18 protein-coding genes are annotated in these 20,413 nt (G+C 41.5%); 6 read left to right on the top strand and 12 right to left on the bottom strand.

The annotated features are described in order from the left end of the window. Positions 1 to 13: 13 nt before the first annotated feature. From AC0L6H_RS19825 to AC0L6H_RS19815, 3 genes are all read right to left on the bottom strand, one after another. The gene (locus AC0L6H_RS19825) at positions 14 to 1,198 is read right to left on the bottom strand and encodes an acetyl-CoA C-acyltransferase family protein (protein ID WP_473391047.1); all 1,185 of its coding nucleotides are present in this window, start codon (positions 1,196 to 1,198) and stop codon (positions 14 to 16) included. Positions 1,199 to 1,401: 203 nt separating this feature from the next. After that, the gene (locus AC0L6H_RS19820) at positions 1,402 to 2,514 is read right to left on the bottom strand and encodes a DUF2891 domain-containing protein (protein ID WP_473394598.1); all 1,113 of its coding nucleotides are present in this window, start codon (positions 2,512 to 2,514) and stop codon (positions 1,402 to 1,404) included. Between the two features lie 237 nt (positions 2,515 to 2,751). Beyond that, positions 2,752 to 4,566, bottom strand: coding sequence for a sulfatase (locus AC0L6H_RS19815; protein ID WP_473391046.1), 1,815 nt, complete (start codon positions 4,564 to 4,566; stop codon positions 2,752 to 2,754). Between the two features lie 210 nt (positions 4,567 to 4,776). On the opposite strand from AC0L6H_RS19815, the gene AC0L6H_RS19810 reads away from it, so the two are divergent. Next, positions 4,777 to 4,977: a hypothetical protein gene (locus tag AC0L6H_RS19810; RefSeq protein ID WP_473391045.1), complete on the top strand. Its 201-nt coding sequence runs from the start codon at positions 4,777 to 4,779 to the stop codon at positions 4,975 to 4,977. Between the two features lie 119 nt (positions 4,978 to 5,096). Next, complete coding sequence (locus AC0L6H_RS19805; protein WP_473391044.1) at positions 5,097 to 5,258, top strand: hypothetical protein; 162 nt, start codon at positions 5,097 to 5,099, stop codon at positions 5,256 to 5,258. Between the two features lie 77 nt (positions 5,259 to 5,335). Here the strand turns inward: AC0L6H_RS19805 and AC0L6H_RS19800 are convergent, their stop codons facing one another. The 8 genes from AC0L6H_RS19800 to AC0L6H_RS19765 all read right to left on the bottom strand — a co-directional run bounded on the left by AC0L6H_RS19800 (position 5,336) and on the right by AC0L6H_RS19765 (position 15,327). Continuing rightward, positions 5,336 to 7,138: a Na/Pi cotransporter family protein gene (locus AC0L6H_RS19800; RefSeq protein WP_473391043.1), complete on the bottom strand. Its 1,803-nt coding sequence runs from the start codon at positions 7,136 to 7,138 to the stop codon at positions 5,336 to 5,338. Positions 7,139 to 7,151: 13 nt separating this feature from the next. Then, entirely contained in the window at positions 7,152 to 7,583 is a 432-nt protein-coding gene (locus tag AC0L6H_RS19795; protein WP_473391042.1) for an MAPEG family protein, read from the bottom strand. Between the two features lie 33 nt (positions 7,584 to 7,616). Beyond that, positions 7,617 to 8,900 carry an MFS transporter gene (locus AC0L6H_RS19790; RefSeq protein ID WP_473391041.1) on the bottom strand — a complete coding sequence of 428 codons (1,284 nt, stop codon included), beginning with the start codon at positions 8,898 to 8,900 and terminating at the stop codon, positions 7,617 to 7,619. An 83-nt stretch (positions 8,901 to 8,983) separates the two neighbouring features. Beyond that, on the bottom strand, positions 8,984 to 11,713 hold the full coding sequence (locus tag AC0L6H_RS19785; protein WP_473391040.1) for an ATP-binding protein: 2,730 nt from the start codon (positions 11,711 to 11,713) through the stop codon (positions 8,984 to 8,986). Positions 11,714 to 11,743: 30 nt separating this feature from the next. Further along, the gene (locus tag AC0L6H_RS19780) at positions 11,744 to 13,033 is read right to left on the bottom strand and encodes an ABC transporter substrate-binding protein (protein WP_473391039.1); all 1,290 of its coding nucleotides are present in this window, start codon (positions 13,031 to 13,033) and stop codon (positions 11,744 to 11,746) included. Positions 13,034 to 13,263: 230 nt separating this feature from the next. Further along, positions 13,264 to 13,821 carry a sugar O-acetyltransferase gene (locus tag AC0L6H_RS19775; protein ID WP_473394597.1) on the bottom strand — a complete coding sequence of 186 codons (558 nt, stop codon included), beginning with the start codon at positions 13,819 to 13,821 and terminating at the stop codon, positions 13,264 to 13,266. A 2-nt stretch (positions 13,822 to 13,823) separates the two neighbouring features. Continuing rightward, positions 13,824 to 14,315, bottom strand: coding sequence for a DUF4920 domain-containing protein (locus AC0L6H_RS19770; RefSeq protein WP_473391038.1), 492 nt, complete (start codon positions 14,313 to 14,315; stop codon positions 13,824 to 13,826). Positions 14,316 to 14,508: 193 nt separating this feature from the next. After that, positions 14,509 to 15,327 carry a substrate-binding periplasmic protein gene (locus tag AC0L6H_RS19765; protein WP_473391037.1) on the bottom strand — a complete coding sequence of 273 codons (819 nt, stop codon included), beginning with the start codon at positions 15,325 to 15,327 and terminating at the stop codon, positions 14,509 to 14,511. A 293-nt stretch (positions 15,328 to 15,620) separates the two neighbouring features. Here AC0L6H_RS19765 and AC0L6H_RS19760 point away from each other — a divergent pair, with 293 nt between their 5' ends. After that, a complete protein-coding gene (locus tag AC0L6H_RS19760) occupies positions 15,621 to 15,869 on the top strand; it encodes a hypothetical protein (RefSeq protein ID WP_473391035.1) in 249 nt (82 codons plus the stop codon). On the opposite strand, the gene ggt is transcribed toward AC0L6H_RS19760, so the two are convergent. Further along, entirely contained in the window at positions 15,859 to 17,577 is a 1,719-nt protein-coding gene (ggt, locus tag AC0L6H_RS19755) for a gamma-glutamyltransferase (protein WP_473391034.1), read from the bottom strand. The two genes, AC0L6H_RS19760 and ggt, sit on opposite strands and share 11 nt — an antisense overlap. 180 nt (positions 17,578 to 17,757) lie before the next feature. Between ggt and AC0L6H_RS19750 the strand changes: the two genes are divergently transcribed. The 3 genes from AC0L6H_RS19750 to AC0L6H_RS19740 all read left to right on the top strand — a co-directional run bounded on the left by AC0L6H_RS19750 (position 17,758) and on the right by AC0L6H_RS19740 (position 20,309). Further along, a complete protein-coding gene (locus AC0L6H_RS19750; RefSeq protein WP_473391033.1) occupies positions 17,758 to 18,261 on the top strand; it encodes a YchJ family protein in 504 nt (167 codons plus the stop codon). Positions 18,262 to 18,381: 120 nt separating this feature from the next. Beyond that, positions 18,382 to 18,915 (top strand): DUF2780 domain-containing protein, encoded by a 534-nt coding sequence (locus AC0L6H_RS19745; protein WP_473391032.1) that lies wholly within the window; start codon positions 18,382 to 18,384, stop codon positions 18,913 to 18,915. Positions 18,916 to 19,277: 362 nt separating this feature from the next. Then, on the top strand, positions 19,278 to 20,309 hold the full coding sequence (locus AC0L6H_RS19740) for an alpha/beta fold hydrolase (protein ID WP_473391031.1): 1,032 nt from the start codon (positions 19,278 to 19,280) through the stop codon (positions 20,307 to 20,309). Positions 20,310 to 20,413 lie beyond the last annotated feature (104 nt).

The raw sequence follows: 20,413 nt of genomic DNA, 5'->3' as shown, positions 1-20,413 counted from the left end.
CTATTTAAAACGATTATAAGCGTTCGAAGATGACCGCTATACCTTGACCACCACCTATACACATGGTCACTAAAGCATACTTGCCGCCAACTCGCTGGAGCTCGTGGATAGCTTTTGTAGCGATGATTGCGCCTGACGCGCCAATTGGATGGCCAAGTGCAATTGCACCACCGTTTGGATTCGTCTTCGCAGGATCTAAGTCTAAGCCTTTTGACACAGTTAGTGCTTGCGCGGCAAAAGCTTCGTTAGATTCAACTACATCCATATCGGCTATCGATAAGCCGGCTTTGGCTAGCGCGGCTTTAGATGCTGGAATAGGGCCTTCGCCCATTACATCATTCGGTACACCTGCTACCGCATATGAAACCATACGAGCAATAGGTGCTAGTCCATTTGAATTTGCATAGCTTTCGCTTGCTAAGGTTAAGAATGATGCACCATCGTTAATGCCTGATGCATTGCCGGCAGTTACGCTACCGTCTTTCTTAAATGCTGGACGCATACCGCTTAAGGTTTCAAAAGTGGTATTTGCTTTAACATGCTCGTCTGTATCGAAGAAGGTACTACCTCTGCGGCTTTTTAACTCAACAGGTATAATCTGATCTTTAAAATAGCCGGCCTCTATCGCTGCGCTCGCGCGGGCATGTGACAGTGCCGCAAAGGTATCTTGCTGTTCACGAGTCAAATCCCATTTACTTGCTAGGTTCTCGGCTGTTATACCCATATGACCTACGCCAAACGGATCAGTCAAACATGCAACCATCATATCGACCATTGATGTATCACCCATTCTTGCGCCAGCGCGCATGGCAGCAGAAAGGTAGCCACCTCGCGTCATGTTTTCAACACCTCCGCCAATAGCAAGTTCATGATCACCAAGCATGATGCCTTGAGCTGAGTTAACGACCGCCTGCAAGCCCGAGCTACATAAGCGATTTAATGCCATCGCCGTAGAATTTAAAGACATACCTGCTTGAATAGACGCAACGCGTGCGACATAGGGGAATCGTGATTCAGTAGGAATAGTATTACCTACAACAATGGATTCATATTTTTCGGCGTCTACGCCGGATTTTTCAATCCCGGCTTTTAGTACTTGACCAGCTAATTCAGCGGGCTCTATTCCTTTTAGACTGCCATTAAACGTTCCAATAGCTGAACGCACGGCACTTAACACAACAACGCTATTTACACTCATAGTATTCTTCCAATTCGTATGTTTTAATGTTTTTTTGGCTGAAGCCAAAGTATTTTACTACGCTATATCTAACTTATAGGTAAACGCATCAATAATAAAGCGTTGAATGACAGACATTAGTGGTATAGGTATATAAACTAATGTGAGAATTCGCGTTTACTAATTTTTCATAGCACGATTAGCCTAGTTTTTGTCGCTACCTTTTAATCTTTCGACAAACCTCGTTGTGTTTGAAGATAGGTAGCGAAACTCCCCAACCAATGACTGCCCATATAATGCATATCGTTGATCACAGAATCTATGCCCGCTTGTTCATGTAACTTTGCAGCACTTAAAATGGCGCTTTTGCGTGGATCATCTGCTTTCAGTTTAGACGCAATTCCCTCGAGCATCCACGCGCGACTTAAATTTAAACCATCAAGGTGAGCGAGCTTTCCATCGCTTTTGTCAACGACGCGTGCGACTTGCAACCAGTCTCCCTTGCCGTCTGTAGGAATAGAAGGTAAAAATCTTGATAACCATAACGAATAAACCTCACTTGTCATAACTCTGCGCATAAGGTCAGCCTCGGCGATACATGGCGACAGAAAATCTTGACCCGAAGGTTCATAAGCTAAAGGGCAATTAATGTCGTCGCGATATAAACGAATTATCGTTGTTGTTAACAGCTCCTGAAATTTAGCTTGTTTTGCTGTAATACTCCAATCAAGCATTAAGCCAAATGCAAAAGCGGTTTGGCTGTGCTCACCGCCCCTAATTGGAAATGATAGTTTGGGCAACCAATCGCTAATGTTTTCTACTATTTTATTTTCTAATGGGAGTAGGGTGGCCAGCCATTGTTTAGCTTTGGGGCTGTCCCATTCTCTCAGTTCTGCGGTCAACTGCAAAAACCAAGCTAAGCCATAAGGCCGTTCAAAACTTGTGCCCGTGTTCTCACGATTGAAGTAGGCTAACTCAGCTTCAATATTTGTCTCAGAAAAGCTTACATCGAGATGCTTAATGATACTGCCGACGTGTTGTGAGTTTGGATGTTGACTCGCAATTCTGGCGAGCAACCAATGCCCATGAACCGATGAATGCCAGTCAAAGCAACCATAAAAGGCAGGATAGAGTTGTTTTGGTGTTTTGACATGTTCGTCACCGGTCATCATATGTTTAATGATGTTTGGATATTCTTTGTGTATACATTCAAGGGCTAGTTCAGCAAAACGGTCAATTACCTGACTTTCGCTGGGTATGCTTGAATCGAGCTTTGGGCTGGCCAAGAGACAGCCACTGTACAAAGCAATTAACAAAGCTATAAGCCTGATTTTCATTAAGACGTTTCCAATAATAGAAGTGAAGATAAGTAGCAAAAGAGTAAAGGGTAATGCCATGTTATGCAATATAACACTTTGTGTGCGACCTAAAATGGCTGCGCGAGCAAAACAACTGGCTTCGCGCTTAGCCAAGCTATGTGAGGCATTCTGTGAACTACCCATCGACGCCGCTTCGCGTCGATCAATGGGTTTTCTCGGAAAGTTTCTATAAAATGCCTTCACAGAAAAGGATGCTTATTTTTTTACCTTAATAATCTTGCTCTTGATCATGAAGTTATTTTTGTCTGTGAGTACAAACACATATTCAGTCACATCTTTTGGAAGTTTCGCGCTTACCACAGGGCCGTTATCTGCTCTGGTTTCAATATTTGCATTTAGTTTCACATAGCGTTTGTAGCTGCCACCAGTATACAAAATATAGGCCTCTTCAAGTGGCGTTTTATTGTTAGCTAGTTGTATGCTCGCAATTTTCTTTTTGGCATCAAATGTATGCTTCTCTATAGTGGGTAATGCATTTTTCTCAGCCTTAGTCAGTCCTTTGTAATCTGGATTTCGGCTAGGGTAGTCAGCGTTATGTTCGGTTAAAAGCGCTTCTAATTTGCTCGAAAGCGCTTCTACAAGTGGACCATATTCTTTTTCTTCTGCTAAATCGTTTTGTTCACCAATATCATGCATTTCGTCATTTTTGTATAGGCGAAATAAAGAGTAACTATTGTCTTTGTAATTCTTATAAAGCTTAAAGTCACCTTCTCTTATCGCTGATTGCATTTGTGAGTCAGTATTATGAGGGAAGTGCCAAAACAGAAATTCTCTTTCTTTTCCTGTGGCATCTTTTACGACATCGCTCTTACCATTAAGTACAGGGGAGATGTCAAGGCCGCTTAATTTAGCTTGTTGTTCTGCTTTGAGTGATGTCCCGGTTAAGCTCATAATGGTTGGGAAGTAATCTAACTGATTCACCATTCCATCAAACTGAGAGCCAGCTTCTATTGTTGGTCCACTAATGATCATAGGGACACGAACGCCGCCTTCTTGGGCATACTTTTTCCCTTTGTCTAGTGGGGCATTATCGGTAATGATTTCGCGTCTGCGATCTTCTGCACCGCCATTATCTGAACTCATGAAGATGTAGGTTGTTTCAATAAGCTTTTTGCCTGGATTGCGCGGATCATCAGTCGCTTTAAGTAAGTCGACTAAGCGCCCAAGACTCCAGTCTACGGTAGTTACCATGGCGCCATAATAGGGATTTGTTTGCCCAGGTGTGGTTATGTCTGATTTGTCAGTTGGGAATTCAATCCCTAGCTTATCGGTATAATACTCAAGAAGGTCTCGGTTACGGGTTATAATTGGATAGTGCACCATCCAATGGGCTAAATACAGAAAGAAGGGCTTTTCGTCTTTGCTGCTGTCGCGTACAAATTTTAGCGCTTCCTCAGTAACTGGTTGATAAGGATACGGAATGCCTTTTGGGTGCTTGTCACTGACAGGAGGATAAAGCGTTTTACTCAGCGGAAATTTTTCCTTGGGTCCGTAACCTGAAAAATCTTTTGAACGGTCTTTTAAATCACTGTGTGCACCACGTTTAGTGTAGGCTACATCAAAGCCCGTTTTAGGACCGTGAATGTGCCACTTTCCTATTTGTGCCGTACGGTATCCATTTTTCTGCAGTGCTTCACTCAAGATGATATCACCCTCGGGCAAGGTGTTGATAAAGAAAGGTGATATCATTTTTTGAGCATTACTAGAACTAGGTAGTCTGTTGCCGTTAACGTGGGTAAAATGGGTCTTTGCAGGGTGTTGTCCGGTAAGTAAACCGGCGCGTGATGGGCCACACGTTGGTGCTGGAGAATAGCCTTGGGTAAAAAGCATACCTGCATTTGCAAGTTCATCAAGATTAGGCGTTTCCCATGGACTTGGCTCACCAACGTTATAAATATTTGTATCTTGCCAACCTAAATCATCCACATAAAAGATGATAATATTGGGTTTAAGCTCAGCTTGCACGATGCAACTGAACAAAATACTAAGTAGCACACATAATACTCTCATTGAGATAGCCTTTTTGTAATCTTTTAAAGTGAAGGGCCTGCGTTTTCTTAATGTATAAAGACGCTTGCGTTTGGCTTTAAGGTTATTATTATATGTAATAATACTTTTGAAGCAAAAAGTCACTATAATTTACAATTACTTTACTAACTACGAATTTCTCAGATAGACTAACGACACAAAGGCAAATGTCGTCGAAGGAGGCCAATAATAGTGTTCACATTTTTGAAAGGTCTTTTTTCATATGACATGCTCATTGAATTGAGTGAAAGCAAATTATCATTTAAGGTTTTTTCTACTAACATTAAATATGAGTTAGCGCCTTATATTGCAGTAGAAAAAACTAAAAAAGGCGAAGTAGTGAAGGCTATAGGAAGCCAAGCAATACAAAAAAATCCAGCACCGTCGTTGTAGCAAATCCCTTCCAGCACCAACGCTCTTTTGTCGCAGACTTCTTTTTAGCTGAGAAAATTCTCCAGCATGGCGTTGCTGAAATTCATAAGTCATGGCTAAGACCCGCTCCACGCATCATTATGCATCAACTAGAAAAGACTGAGGGCGGTTTAACCACCATTGAAGATCGGGTTTTACAAGAGTTAGCGCTAGGCGCAGGAGCAAGAGAAGTCGCCATATATCTCGGTAGCAGAATTGATGTCGCTAATGAAAGTTTTGCCTCAGTAAAATCTAAAATATAAACAAGATATTTCTATTATTCCTTTTTCCAAGTAAGCTTCAAATATTCTTATTCGTAAGTTCAGGATATGCTTGAGTATCAATCACTAGTATTCAATTCCGCATTCTCAGCTGGCTTCTCAGTTTCGAGCTGACTATCTAATTGCAAAGTAGCAATTCGTTTTGACAACGTGTGAAGCTGCTTGAAGCCGTCGACCAGTTGCATTTCGTAGCGAAAAATCTTTAAGCGCTCTTGGTCAGGTTTAAAGCGTTTTATTTGGTGTTTTAAAGCGTCTTGAATTAGGTGATCAATGGTTTTCTTTATCGCTAACACCGACATTGCCGCCTCGCGATCGCCGGCGTAAATGCTGCGTAAAGCATTTTCCATTGACTTGCCTACTTCAGACGTTAATTGCCCCACTAAATTAAGCATGGTTTCACTGGGCTTAATGTTCTCTTGGATCATCTCGTGCAATACGAGTTGTAGGTGCGAATGAATAGCCTCCAGCATGGATTCTAGATTATTCACAACGTTTACTAGCTTCATATATTCTTTTTGCTCTTCTTCACTTAATTGTTCTTGGCCGGCTTGGCCAAGATAAGCAATAAGCTGTCCTTGATAGGAGCGAAGGCGCTGTATGGTCAAGTCCTCCCTTGCTAAGCGGTCTATATTGGGAGAGGCGATCATCGACACCAATCTTTTATAATATAAGCCAACTTGCTTTTGATAATGTTCTAATTCCAAGTTTACGGTCTTCATTGCTAAAGTTGGGGTAGAGAGTAAGGCCGGGTCTAAAAATTCTGACTTAAACTCACCTATGCCTTTTTCACTTGGCACTACTGGAAAGAGCTTGTAGACCACCCATAAAAACAGAGGGATGCAGGGTAAAAATAATATGACTGCAGACAGCTTAAACAAGGTATTTGCATTAGCAATCTCTCGAGGCGTATTAGCTGCTAAAGAAGACATACTGCCATCATCAATAAAATTATTGGCTGAGATATAGCTTGCCAAATCGGCAAGTTCTGGAATGAAAGGTAACCAAATCAGCACGCCTAAGATGTTAAACTGTACATGGATCATAGCGGTACGCAAAGCCTCTCGGGATTTACCTATCGTGGCCAACATAGCGGTTACTGTGGTCCCTATATCTGCGCCTAAAGACAAAGCAATGCCAGCAGGCAAGGTCAAAAAACCGTTGCTTGCCATTACAATAACAATTGCTATTGTGGCTGATGAAGATTGCACTAAGGCGGTAAAAACCAAACCTACCAAAAGGCCTAAGAATGGGTTTTGCATTTGGGTCATCAGATCTAAAAATGGCTGATATTCGCGCAAGGGCTCCATGCCTTCACTCATAATATTCATACCAAAAAATATCAATCCCAAGCCCATAATTAAATCGCCTAAGGCCTTTTTCTTACGTAACTTAGCTGAGAACTGAATAACAAAACCTACAGCGACCATTAGCAGTGCAAAATTAGTGATCTTAAAGGCAACGATTTGAGCGGTAATGGTAGTCCCTAAGTTGGCACCCATGATGACGCCCGCAGCCTGACCTACAGACATCAAGCCAGCAGAAACAAAGCCAACAACTAAAACGCTTGTGACTGAGGAAGATTGAATGACCGCCGTAATTCCAGCGCCGGTTATGGCACCCATTACTCGGTTAGTTGTTAGCTTCCCGAGCATTCTCTTCATTTTATCGCCGGCGACCACTAGTAGGCCTTTTACCATTTGTTCCATACCGAAAAGGAACAAAGCAAGGCCACCCGCTAACCACATAAACATTGTAAACCAATCTAATGCAGGCTCTGGTGTAGATTGCGCGAACGAAAACGCACTATAAAAGATAGTCAATAAAATGAGTAAGCGCATGATGGCTTTTAAGCTTAGGAGCATAGAGTATCTACCTCTAATGGAATACCGCAATTGCCGCATGTAAAGTTAAGGCAATAATACACAGGCTCGACAAAGCAAATACAATAAAACGATATTTTACGCGATTAACGCTTATCTGAATAAGGCTGTGTACAATACGAAGCCCAACATAAACCCAAGCAATGATAAGGTTTAATTCATGCTGGTTTCCTACTAGCGCCAACACAAAGCATATGACATAAAAAAGCATGGGTTCGGTCAGGAGGTGGTTATAATTATGCGCAATCCATTGGGTTTTTGGCGGTAGGGTGCCATCTAAGTCAGTGCCTTTTCCACCCTTTAAATTATTGATATCAATTTTAGCTTTTTTCATGGCAGGAATGCGCGTTACATACATATACGCCCATATGAGCATAGTCCAAATCACCAGAGCCACGATGGGCTGTAAAATTTGCGTGCTAATCATTTTAATTCCTTATTTTGTTTTTATTGTAGGACACTACCGTGCCTGCGAACGTCGCTCTTCAGGCTCTTGGATAACTTCTTCTGATTCAGGATGCATGGGTAGCACATTTTGCGACGTCCTTACCATGGCTACATACTCACTTTCGTGATCTTCAGGAAGCTCAACAATGCGTGAACGCAGCAATTGAATTAACAAAATACCACTAAATACAACTAATATCGTCAGGTAATAAGTGGGGAGAGCGCCTGCTCCCAAATACTCTAGCGTTAAACCCGCAAGAGCAGGCCCTGTAAAAGAGCCGAGCCCATAAATCATAAGTAAGCAACTGGAGCCGGCAACAAGGTGATCTTTGTGGATCCTATCAACTAAATGTACCACTGAAATAGGATAGATAGCGAGCACCAAGCCGCAGAATAAGGCAGAAAGTGCAGTTATTGTAATATGTTCACTTGCATAATATCGCGCGCCAAAAGCCATTGCTAAGGCAACTAGAGCGCCTATCACAAAGGTAAACAATATCACGCGCCGCCGATCCATATAGTCAGACCAGCGCCCAACAGGATATTGTATTAGCGCCCCACCCAATATCGACAGTGAAATAAAGGCCGCGAGTTCTTTATTAGTATATCCCAATTCGGTGACAAAAAGTGGTGTTAGCCCCCAAAAAGGCCCCATGATTAAGCCCGATACTAAGCACCCCGTTACTGCAACAGGAGCTGCATTAAAGACTTTTTTCACACTCATCGACGGCATATCAACCGCGACATTGGGTTGCTGCAAACGTGTCCACGAAATCGGCATAATAGCGGCAGTAGCGAGAAAACTAGCAATAATAAAGAGCGTATAACTGGTGGCATTGTCTATTAAAAGTAGCTGTTGCGAAGCCGCTACCGCCACTAAGTTTATCAGTGTATATATAGAAAACACGCGACTGCGATAGTCATCTTGTGTTTGTCCGTTTAGCCAGCTTTCAACAACGGTGTACATCACAAAAACACCAAAACCACTTAGGAATCTGATAAAAAGCCAAGCCACAGGTGAAATAAACAATACATAAGCAAGCGCACTACAGCCCATTAAGGCGGTACAAAACGTAAAACAGCGGATATGTCCCATGCGTTTAATAAATGTTGATGCAACAAGCGTAGCGACAAAGGCTCCTAAAAAATAAACGGAGGTAAGGATCCCTAAAAATTGGCTTGAAAAACCTTCATCAACACCTCGTAAAATCAATAGGGTGCTGAGCAGACTATTACCAAGCAAGAGTAAGAAAATACTCAAAAAGAGGGCCATTATAGACATGAGGATTGAACGCATAAGACTACCGAATGTAAGTGAAGAAATGGAGGCACAAGAAGTATAACGTAAAAGTGCCAAAATGAAGCATTTCGCTTTTGTATTTACAGGTTTTTTTGTGCTTGTTTACTAAGATACTTTTCAACTGCTAAGCGCAAGGTTTCTCGCTTAATTGGTTTGGTAAGATATTCGTTCATGCCGCTATTTTTCGCCGTGTTGTAATCAGCTCTCATCGCGTTAGCAGATAAACCCAATATGGGCACCTCGGTATAACCTGCTTCTCTTATTTCAATCGTTGCTGCATTTCCGTCTAGCACCGGCATTTGTATATCCATGAGAATTAAGTCGTAGTAGGGCGAGTTTTTCATTTTAGTAACAGCTTGTTGGCCATCTTCGGCAACGTCATAGCTTAAACCGAATGAGTGTAGCATTTCACCTGCTACCATTTGATTTATACTGTTGTCTTCTACTAGCAAAACGTGTCCGCTGTAAAGCGTTGTATTGATAGTCATCGTATCGCCATCAAAGGACGTATCGAGTGAATGGCTAGCGAAAAATGAGTCTTCCCCGTAGAGTTTGTTTGCAAATAGGTAAAATTCGGTTGGCGAGAAAGGATGTGACAAACTTATGCACTTCCACTGGCTTCTTAATATCGCAGCTAACTGCTCGGGCTGGGTATTGGTTATACAGGCGACATTGATACCTCGCTCAATGAGATCTAGGATGTCACTGTGTATACTGCGTGATTGGCGCCCATTTTCTATATCAAGTATCAGTAAATCTTGCGTTCTTATGAGGTCTTTTATTGTTGGCAATTCACTTACATTGTAGATAGTAAATGAAGCCGAAATTCTTGCTAAATAGTCTTCACTCAAAAGTGGCGCTTTGTTATTATTTTTCAAATAAACAATAGAACGTTGAAAGGAGTTTTGAGACGTCAGCAATGAATGAGACTCGGGTTCGTGTTTTAGTGTGAAGCTACACTCAAATTGACTGCCTTGGCCTTCAACCGAAGTGGCACTTACTTTGCCATTCATCAACTTTACAAGCTGAGTTACAATCGACAAACCTAAACCCGAGCCACCAAATTTTCTACTGGTTGAGCTATCTGCTTGTGTAAAGGGCATGAACACGCGCTTCAGTTGACTTTCAGACATACCAATGCCAGTGTCATTTACACCAACTAGCAATACCAAATTATCACCGTCACTCGAAGCAACCTTAAAGGAAATATCAACGCTTCCCTGACGGGTAAATTTAATCGCGTTGCTAACCAGATTAAGTACGACTTGCGAAATTCTAAGAGGGTCACCAATAGCGTTAGTAGGCAAATCGGGTTGCACATACAAGGTCAAATTAAGATTCTTTTCTGCGGCTTTTAATGACGCTACCGCCAGCAAACTATCAAATAAAGAGGCAAAGGAGAAATAGCTATCCTCAATATCTAATTTTCCTGCTTCTATTTTAGAGAAATCGAGGATGTCGTTGATTACATTTAATAATATTTGACTTGAATAAGAAATTTTATCCAGATTTTCCATGATCTGCTTATTCGGTTTTTGGAGTTTTGATAAATCGACCAAGCCAATGATGGCATTCATTGGGGTTCTTATTTCGTGGCTCATATTTGCTAAAAAGACGCTTTTTGAAGCATTCGCTTTTTCTGCTTGTAACTTGGCCTCAGCCAGTCTTTCATTTAACTTTGCTTGACTTAGGTTGAGCTCTTGCGCTCTGCTTAGTAATTCGGTGGTCTGGGTGTTTTTGGCGTTAAATACTTTTGCTGCTTTAGCTAGCTTTCCAATTTCATCACTTCGATGAGCGCCAGGAAATTCCGTGACGACCGCGCCTTTTGATAAGCGCTGGAATAGACTCGTTATCGAAATGACTGGTTTGATAATGCGATTTACGGTGAAAAAGCCAATAACAAAGGTGACGAAAATAACAGTGATTGAATACAAATTCATTTTCGCTTTGGAGTCTTCTATTGTTTCTTTTATTGTCGTGTTAGTTTGTTGTGAGTAACGCGCTGTTTTTTCAGAAAGCTCAGCAGCTAAGTATAAAAACTCGTTAGCCGAACCCGCCATTACTACGTTGACCAAATACAGGTAGCCTTGGGTTGCAAAGGTAAGCTGAGAAAACTGTTTACTGATTGTGTCGAGTGCCTCGCGTGTTTCAGCCTTCAAAACTGATGATAAGCTTCCTGAGTCAAATATTTTCGATGCAGATTGTATCTGGGTTAAAAATCTTCTTTTCAATGATGCATTAGGGGTGAGCAGGTATTGATATGCAATGTTCTCTGCTGTCGATAAATGCAAGGTAAATGTGTTTATGACTTCTTCTGTATTTCTATTGGGTTTGAAATCGATGGTGTTGACGTTTGCAATTAAGGTTTCGATGTTTGCAAGAACACCTATTTTAAAATAGCTATCACGAGCATTGCGGCCTTCGATTACACTAGCGAAATTCTCCTCATAGTCTTGGATATGGGAGGTCATAGCAAAGAGTGTTGTATTTATCGTGTCGTCGTATAATTCAATCGGTAAGTTTGCAGATAAGGTATAAAGCGTTTCGTCGATACGTTTTATAATGCTATTAAATCGACCAATGGACGATGCGCTTCCTGTATCTTTAAAAACTAATACGTGGCGCTGTAAATCTAATACATCGCGTTCAAGTTCACGAACCAACTTCTCTTCGTCAGTCGCTATTTGATATGCTGATAACGAACTCACAAAGGTTTGTTGATTTACACGCGCAAAAAATAACTGAGTTGCGAGTAGCAAAACAAAAAAAGCTAAAAATAACCACATTTGCGATTTTAGTGATAAATTCATATGACGTTTCTTATTTTGTTGCGAGTTAAATTATGCACTTAAAAATTCATACCATTTCTGTAGGCTATATTCATAGGTAGGCATTACCGTATTCCAAACCGCTACGTTTTCAAACCGTTTTTCGTAGCTGCCGCCAGTTCTAATGTTACCTTTGTTGACAGAGACTTTTCCATCAGTGCCTTTCAAAGCTTCTGAGGCGGGTAAGCCTTTATACCAATAGTCATATTCCGCTTGGCTTAAAAATGCTCTAGAACGTTCAGGATTAGAAATATAGTATCCTTGTTTAGCGATAAACGCACCGGGCCAACCCGATAACCACCAATTCATATACTCGTAAGCCACATCTTTCGCACGGCCATGTGTTTGTGAAGATAGACACATTACACCATGCCAGCCTCTATAACCTTCTTTCGGTGCGGCAAAGGTGACAGGGACATTCATACCGTTGAGGGCCGATACCGCTGGTGAGAACATGCTTTCAATTACGACTCGTTTAGATTTCATAAAGCGCACGGATTCGGGAACCGAGGTCCAAAACCCGCTAAAATGGCCATCTTGTTTGTAATCAATCAATATTGAAAATAAGGCATCAAGTTCTTTTGTTGTCATGGCTCCGATATCATTGAAATTAACTAATCCACGCGCCTGAGCCGACAAGGCTAGGTCAAACAAGCCAATAGTGGGAGCATTTACAATGGCGACTTTTCCTTTATGGGCTGGGTCTAATAACCAGCCCCAGCTTTCAGTTTCGTATGCAAGGCCTTTTGGGATTACAGAGGTGTTATAACCAAAAGAATCGACGTTGTGAACATAGGGCAAAAAGCTCATTTTGTCTGATTCTTTATTGCTTAAGGTAGCGTCGTCTTGAATATTTAACAGTTTATAAGGTGCATCTCCCGCGCCAATTTTCGCGCGCGGCGTCACTTTTCCGGTTTTGCTAAGAGAGTTTATCTCGTTGTATCGCGTTATTTTGTTTTTGTCTATGCCTTGTATTGCATTTGCGCGCCAAAGCACATTAATGCTATTTGACCATTGTTCGTATAAGTCAAAGCTACTTGGGTTCATTGAAGCTTTTTGTAATACTGCGGCACTACCTTTTGCTTCAAATACTAAATTGATACCTAAATCTTCCATGGCACGTTGGCGTATCTCTTCTTGCAAGGTGACGTGAGTACCAAGTATTCGGAGTGTGGGCGTAGGCTTACCGATACTGAATTTTGAGAGGGGCAAGCTTGCCGCGATAGCGCCAACTTTTGCCACTTGTCGTAAGGTTTTACGACGTGCTGGATTGTCTGGCTGCTCTGATCTTTCTTTTAACATTAGGTTTATTGCCCTGTATTTATTAGCTTTTAAGACTTATTTATTGTGTGGCGCCAGTCAATTGAACTTACGCCTAGGCCTAGTCATTCTTAAACTTTCACATAAGCATGGCCAAGATATTTCTACTAACACAACTTTTAAAGCACAAATAATGCCAAATCTAACTGCTTTGCTTCTAAGCTTTGTCGCAATTTTCTTTCGCGGGTATTATTTATGAACGCGCAAAAGCACTAAAGTGTTTTTAATAAAGTAGCCGGTACACCAGCAACAACTGTATTGGCAGCTACATCTTTGTTTACCACCGCGCCTGCCGCGATGACGGCATTGTCGCCGATTGTTACGCCATCAAGAATTTTCACTCCCATGCCAATCCATACGTTGTCTCCCACCGTGATAGGGCGCGCTGTTTCAATGCCTTTATTGCGAGTAATGGGGTCTAAGGGGTGTGTGGCTGTTGATAACAAGACCCCAGGTGCGATCATTACGTTATCACCAAAAGTTACCGGCGCGGCATCTAAAATGATCAAGCCGTGGTTGGCGTAAAAGTGCTTACCGATGCTAATGTTATAACCATAGTCACAATAAAAATTGGGCTCGACCCACGCACTATGAGAGCTATTAAACAATCCTTTTAGAATCTGTCTGCCTTCTTTGCGCTGGCTAATGGCTACTTGATTGAACTTTTCACATCGTTGTTTTGCATACTCACGGTCTTTAAAAAGCTGTTTATCACTAGGGTAATACTCAAGACCACTCAACATTTTTTGCTTTTCGCTAAGTTCATTCATCATTAGCTTAACGGAATTTTAATGCTATCGGCCACTATCTCATAAACAACGCCCGGACGAATATCGGCTGAATCGCTTTTTAAATCAGCCGCAAAATGTTCTGCCTGTTCTTTGCTTACTTGTTTCTGAACAAGTTCTCCGGTCATCAAAACGGTTTTCCCGCTGCTGTCGGTAGGGATGAAAAAGCCGTAGTCTTTAAAGGAGACTCTTATAACATCGTCGTCTTGCTGAGCAATAAAAAAGCAGCCTTTCTTTTGGCAAACTTTGGCAATTCTTGTTTCAATTTGAAATATCTCACCAAGGTGAGCGGTGGGGTGAATGCTTAGTTCACGCAAGGTCACTTTTTCTAAATCTGTATTTAATGGAGCACCAAAGGTTTCAGAGGTTTCATCTTTTGCAATGGGTGTTGACAATCGAATAGTATCATTTGCAATGGCGGTCAATGAAAGGGCTAAAAAACACATGCTAATTAGCAGTAGAAATATATTTTTCATATAAGGATTCCCAGTGGGTTTGTTGAGACGTATTTATTGTGGAACAATTACCTATAGCTTACCACTAAACAATGAAGTCTCAATGCTAAGGCAATGCTAAAGCCTAAAGTTTATGTTGCATCTAGCCTGCTTTACCTTTGCGTAACTGCTCTTGGGAATATCAGTAATACAAGCGCAGCTGCTTGACTAAGATTTAGCTCTCTTCAACCATGCAATCGTGCCAAAGCTGATGGTCTACATCGCTTGGTGCAGCGCTATTATTAGGATTAACAAAATCTAAACGAATCTTATTCATCGTCCCGTTTTGGGCCATATTGTCAATGTGAGTTTGTAAACTTTCCACAATCGTGTTTGGGACATTGATATTTAAGGCCAAAAAGTTACCTGACAATAACGAGCTTGGAATAACAGCCAATGGCGTGAGATCGCTGGGCTTTAATCCAATCGCTGTCGTTTGGTCGAAAATAGTGTTGGCAGAACCAACAATCATATCAATTCGCCCATACTGCAGAGGCTTCATTTGACCGTATTTACCTATGTACAAGTGAAGATTTTCTTCTACTGTAAATCCAAGCTTTTCTAGCACTTCTAAATAAGCGGCGTCTCTTGCCCCTCCCATTTTATAGGCTTTTGCATCTTCAATTGTGGTGACTTTGATATCGGTGCGTGAGCTAAGTCTGTATATACAATTATTACCCGAAACAAGCGGTCCGACCCATTTAAACTGATTAAGGCGTTCTGGCGTTTTTGCTGTAGAGATTAGGCCTGCAAATTCGTCATTTTGAACCAATCGCATCGCTCGATTCCACGGATACAGTGAAAATTGGCAATCAAGATTGGCCATGCTGCAAGCTTGGTTTACCACTTCAACGTTGATACCTGTTATTTTGCTATCTTCGATGTAGTTATACGGGGGGAAGTGTTCAGTATATACCTTGAATGATTGTTCAGCCTTGATACCAAGATGGACAGCCAAGAACAAACATATACTTAAACAAAATTGAGTAAACATTGGGCGCGCCTCTAACTAACATTTGCGGCGTGAAATCACGTCGCAAGCTGATCATTCAATCGCTTGTGCAATTGAATATAAGATGTTTGTAGTGCATTTGCTTCTAGAATAAGCCATTGACACTACAAGCTAGCTAACTTTGGCCAGGGATGCAAGACTCAAAGAACAAAACACTTTTAATTAGCTATCATTTAATATACTAGGAATGTTTTTTATTTGCTGGTTTACTATTGCACATACTGCAGGCACACTTTGATAACATTTTCATAATGACAATAATAAAGGAAGGTAAAGTGAAGTATATCGTGTTGGCATTGATTTATTTGTATGTGTTATTTATGGCATGGTCTGCCTTTGGTTGGATGGGGATTGCCTATGTCGTATTGGTTCCTGTTCCTTTCATTTTATTTAGTTATTTTGTACGAAAACGCAGGAAAATGGGCAATGCTGCACACAATACTCAGTTGAGTCTGTGGTCATCGCCCATTCCTTATTTTTCTATCTTTTTTGTATTTATTATTGTCTTCGCTACTATTGGCTAGGGCTTTGAACAATTGCCATTCCACGTCCGTTGCTTTCTGAAGCCGCTTCAAGTTTTCCTTGGCGGCTCACTATGACATGTAAATCACCAAAGCGACTTTTACGAATTGTATAGCCCATTTTTTCGAGTTCACTAAGCGTGCTGGCAGGCATGCCCTCATGGTAACGAATTTCATCTTTAGGTAACAACTGGTGATGGAATCGAGGAACATCTGCGATATCCTGCACGGGTAAGTTAAATTCGATCGCGCTTAAAATACTCAAATATACTGACGATAATATTGTGGTGCCACCAGGAGAACCTGTAACCATTTTGATATTGCCGTTTTCGAGTACGATGGTAGGTGTCATGCTGCTTAGCATACGTTTATATGGTTGGATTTCATTGGCAACGCCGCCTACTGCGCCAAAGAAATTAGGTACACCTGCTTTAACGCTAAAATCGTCCATCTCATCATTTAATAAAAAGCCTGCGCCCTCTACTACCATGCCACTGCCAAAGCCTAAATTGATGGTAGTGGTGTTTGAAACTGCATTACCAAGTTTATCAACAATCGAGAAATGCGTGGTTTGCTCACTTTCGGGTAAGCCGGGTTTAATTTCGTCAGTGTTTGAAATACTATCAAGTTCAATTGTACTTGCACGCATTGCGATATAACTTGGATCTAATAGCTCGGTTTTAGGTACTTCAAAGAAATCAGGATCACCTAGGTATTCGGCTCTGTCGGCAAAGACTCTTTTTCCCGCTTCGGCCAAGATGTGCAAGTAAAGGGCGCTATTGTGCTTGATGCTTTGCCCGGGGACACGCGCCTTTACCAAATCGTACATTTGAAGCCATTGCGCAACGGCTATCCCTCCCGAACTTGGCGGGGCAGCACTGATGACTTCATACGAACGCCATTTACTAATAATTGGGTCCCGAAATTTTGCTTGGTATTGCGCCAAATCATGAGGAGAAATTAATCCTCCGTGTTTTTGCATAAAAGAATCGATTAGCTGGCTTGTTTTACCTTTGTAAAAACCATCTGCTCCTAGGGTTTGAATACGCTCTAAGGTTGATGCTAATTCGCTTTGAACGAAAATTTCTCCTGCTTTTGCCGTCGCAAAGTAATCTGCAAAGTTTACATCAATTGAGCGACTTTCTAAGCGCTGGATATAACGCTCAATACTATTGGCTAGCTTTTCAGGGACGACAAAGCCGTCTTTTGCTAACTTTACTGCCGGCGCAAGTAAGCGTTCCCATGGTAACGAACCGTACTTTTGATGAGCTTCCCACATGCCTGAAACCGAACCAGGTACGCCTGAGGCTAAGGCGCCAAAAAGTGATTCTAAACGTTTAACGTTCCCTTGTTCATCTAAATACATGTCGCGGTGGGCTTTAGCTGGCGCGCTCTCACGGTAATCGATAAAGTCATTGCTTTGGTCAAAATGAATAACCATAAAGCCACCACCACCAATATTACCTGCTTCTGGAAAGGTAACTGCTAAGCTAAATTGCGCTGCAACCGCTGCATCAACTGCGTTGCCGCCATCGTTCAACACATCCATAGCAACCTTTGCTGCAAAGGCATCAGGCATCGCAACAGCCTGCTGTTGCACTTGAGGTGTTGTTTGTGAAGTGTGAGTATATGTCTGATTACCGCATGCATTAAGGGTAAAAACGATGCACACGAGCATAAATGGCGAAATAGAAGGAGTTTTATTATTCATTTTTTTTAATAATAGTGAATAGGTGAATGGCTGTACTTTACACAAATAGCTTGCATGATTCGAGTGCAATAATAAAAAATTGATCTCTAAAAAGTACAAACGCTTTCGATATTTTTGCTTGTTAAGCTATACTTAAACACACACCTTTGCTACCTATTTACTGTTTATGGACCACTTTTTATGGACCACTTTGCCGCTTGCCCTTGTGGCAATGATCTTGTTTTTTCTAAATGCTGTTTACCCTATCTTAGCGGTGAGGCACCTGCACCTTCTCCTGAAAAACTAATGCGTTCAAGATATAGCGCTTACGCTTGTGGCAACTATGCTTATATTGCAAACACCTATGCTAGTAGTCACATCGGGCATAACGGGGCTCATCACCAAAACAAGCAAATAAGTGAAAACGAAATAGCGCAATCGAGCGAGGGGACTAAATGGTGCAAGCTAGATGTGCTGAATGCCTATGAGCAAAAACAAAAAGGAGAAGTTGAGTTTATTGCTTATTACCAGCGCGAGGGTAAGTTTTACGCGATGCATGAACTAAGTCGTTTTATACGCTTCGATTCGAAATGGTTTTATGTTGACGGCGACGCTATGAATAAGTCTGGCCAAGTGAAACTTGGGCGCAATGACGAATGTTTATGTGGTAGTGGTAAAAAATTTAAGCGTTGTTGCTGCGTTTAAATACTGTAAAATAAAGCGCGAGCAGTCTTGGCTATAAGTTGAACGCTAGTTTACTTGTAATGAGTATGGTCACAAACAATATAAATTAATGATAAAAGAGAGTTAAAAGGAAATTTCACAATGAAAAAAATATTACTCATGATTGCGGTACTTGGCTTTGCATCAAACGCCATCGCAGAAGAAAGCTGGTGGGATAGTGTGCTCAATGCTGTAGGTTTAGGGGAAGAAAGTTCTGAACAGGCGCAAGAAGGACCTAATTTAGATGGTTTGCTTGAAAGTGTGACTAGCAATTTGGGCGTGACAAGTGAGCAAGCAAAAGGAGGTATTGCGGCCTTAGTTAATTACGCAAAGCAAAATATTTCAGAGGAACAATTTGCCATGCTGGCTGAAAAGGTGCCGGGTTTAGATTCTATAATGGAATATGTTCCGGTAGTGAAAGAAGCCGCTAGCGGTGGCTTAAGCGGCTTAATGGATAAAGCGGCTAGTTACAACGAAAGCCTTGGTCAGTTGAATAATTTAAATAAGCAATTTGAATCACTTGGTTTGGATACTGCAATGATTAAAGGCTATGCAGATCAAGCTAAGGCGTATTTAGATACTCCGCAAGGACAAGAAGCTAAAAAATTACTAACTGATGGTTTCATGAAAATCTAGTAATTTACTTGAAATCATGAAAAGGCGGCGGTTGCCGCCTTTTTTGTGGGTATTGCCTGATTCATTTAAGAGCTTGTTTAAATTTGAACGACAATAGGGTTTTAAATTAACCCGTTAATTCAGATAAAATACTGCTCATAAGCGCAATACGGCGCGTGAAACTTGCATGGAAAACCTGGGTGATGCTGACTTGGTGGGTAGTTACGTTGCTAGGTAACGCTTCTATCCTCCAAAATCTAGCCTTGATGGTTCGAAGTTATATGCATTCTCCGACGATGTACCTAACTTTTCTTCACCTGCAAGTTTGCTTTTTACGAGCTATGAAGTCGCCATTCTTGAAGAGGGAGAGTATGAAGTGCAAGATGAGATCGTCTAAACTATCCATTAATACTTGTTTTGTTGTAGACTCACCAAAGGTCATTAATAACAATCTATTAAAAATGCACAATCAACTCAGTTCAAACTTTTTCTTCAAGCCTAGACAACGCGAACAGCGAAGCAGTGCAAACCACATAGCGCAATTTATATTACTTCTTAGCTTGTTACTTTTTGTGCAAATGGCGAGTAGCCATAGTGATTTGACGCTTCAATACGATGAAGTTCCCGCAAATGTGCCCTACAGTGCAGTATCAAAATTAGCGGTAACGAAACATGCAAAGACCATTTCTTATGGCGCATCACCTGAACAAAGTATTTATTATTGGCCCGCTGTTGGTCAGAAAAAGAAGCAAACACTTATGTTTATTCACGGTGGTTGCTGGCTCGAACAATATACAGTTGCGCATTCTTTTGCGATGACATCGGCACTTGCGCAACATGGTTTTGAGGTTTACTCGGTTGAATACCGGCGCAGCGGAAATGGCGGAGAATGGCCGCTTGCGCTAAAAGATGTTGAACTAGCACTTTCAAAAATTTATCAACACATTGCTAAACCTAATACACCCTATACCGATGCGTTTAGTATTATAGGCCACAGTGCCGGTGGTCATTTAGCGACGTTAGCGGGTATAAGAGCTGAAAACTCGATGTTTTCCAATCTACATGTGTTTGGGCTTGCGCCTATTATTGACTTGGTCAGTTATTCAAAGGGGGCGAACAGTTGCCAAAGCGTTACTAAAAACTTTATGGGAGGAACAGCGCAAGAACGGCCAAAGGCTTATCAAGATGCAAACCCTTTGGAGTATGCTTTTACCACCAACATCATTCGTAAAAATAAAGCCGGTCTTGGTAGCGTGACGATGCTAATAGGTACTAACGATAACATTGTCCCGCAAAGTATGGCGAAGCATCCTAACGCGCGCTTCAGTTTATCAGAAAACGCAGGGCATTTTGATTGGATCCATCCTGGCTCTCCTGCGTTTAAAGAACTACTTATGATGCTTGATGAACTTTAATTCACTTTTATTTGATGGACTTGAAGCAAGTCAAAATAGCAATGTCGAAGTGGCCCTCGGTCATAAACAAAAACATAAACAAAAACAATAATAAAAGAGTAAAC

The organism is Glaciecola sp. G7-5 (genome assembly GCF_055808975.1).
This window is presented reverse-complemented; position numbering and strand designations above follow the sequence as displayed.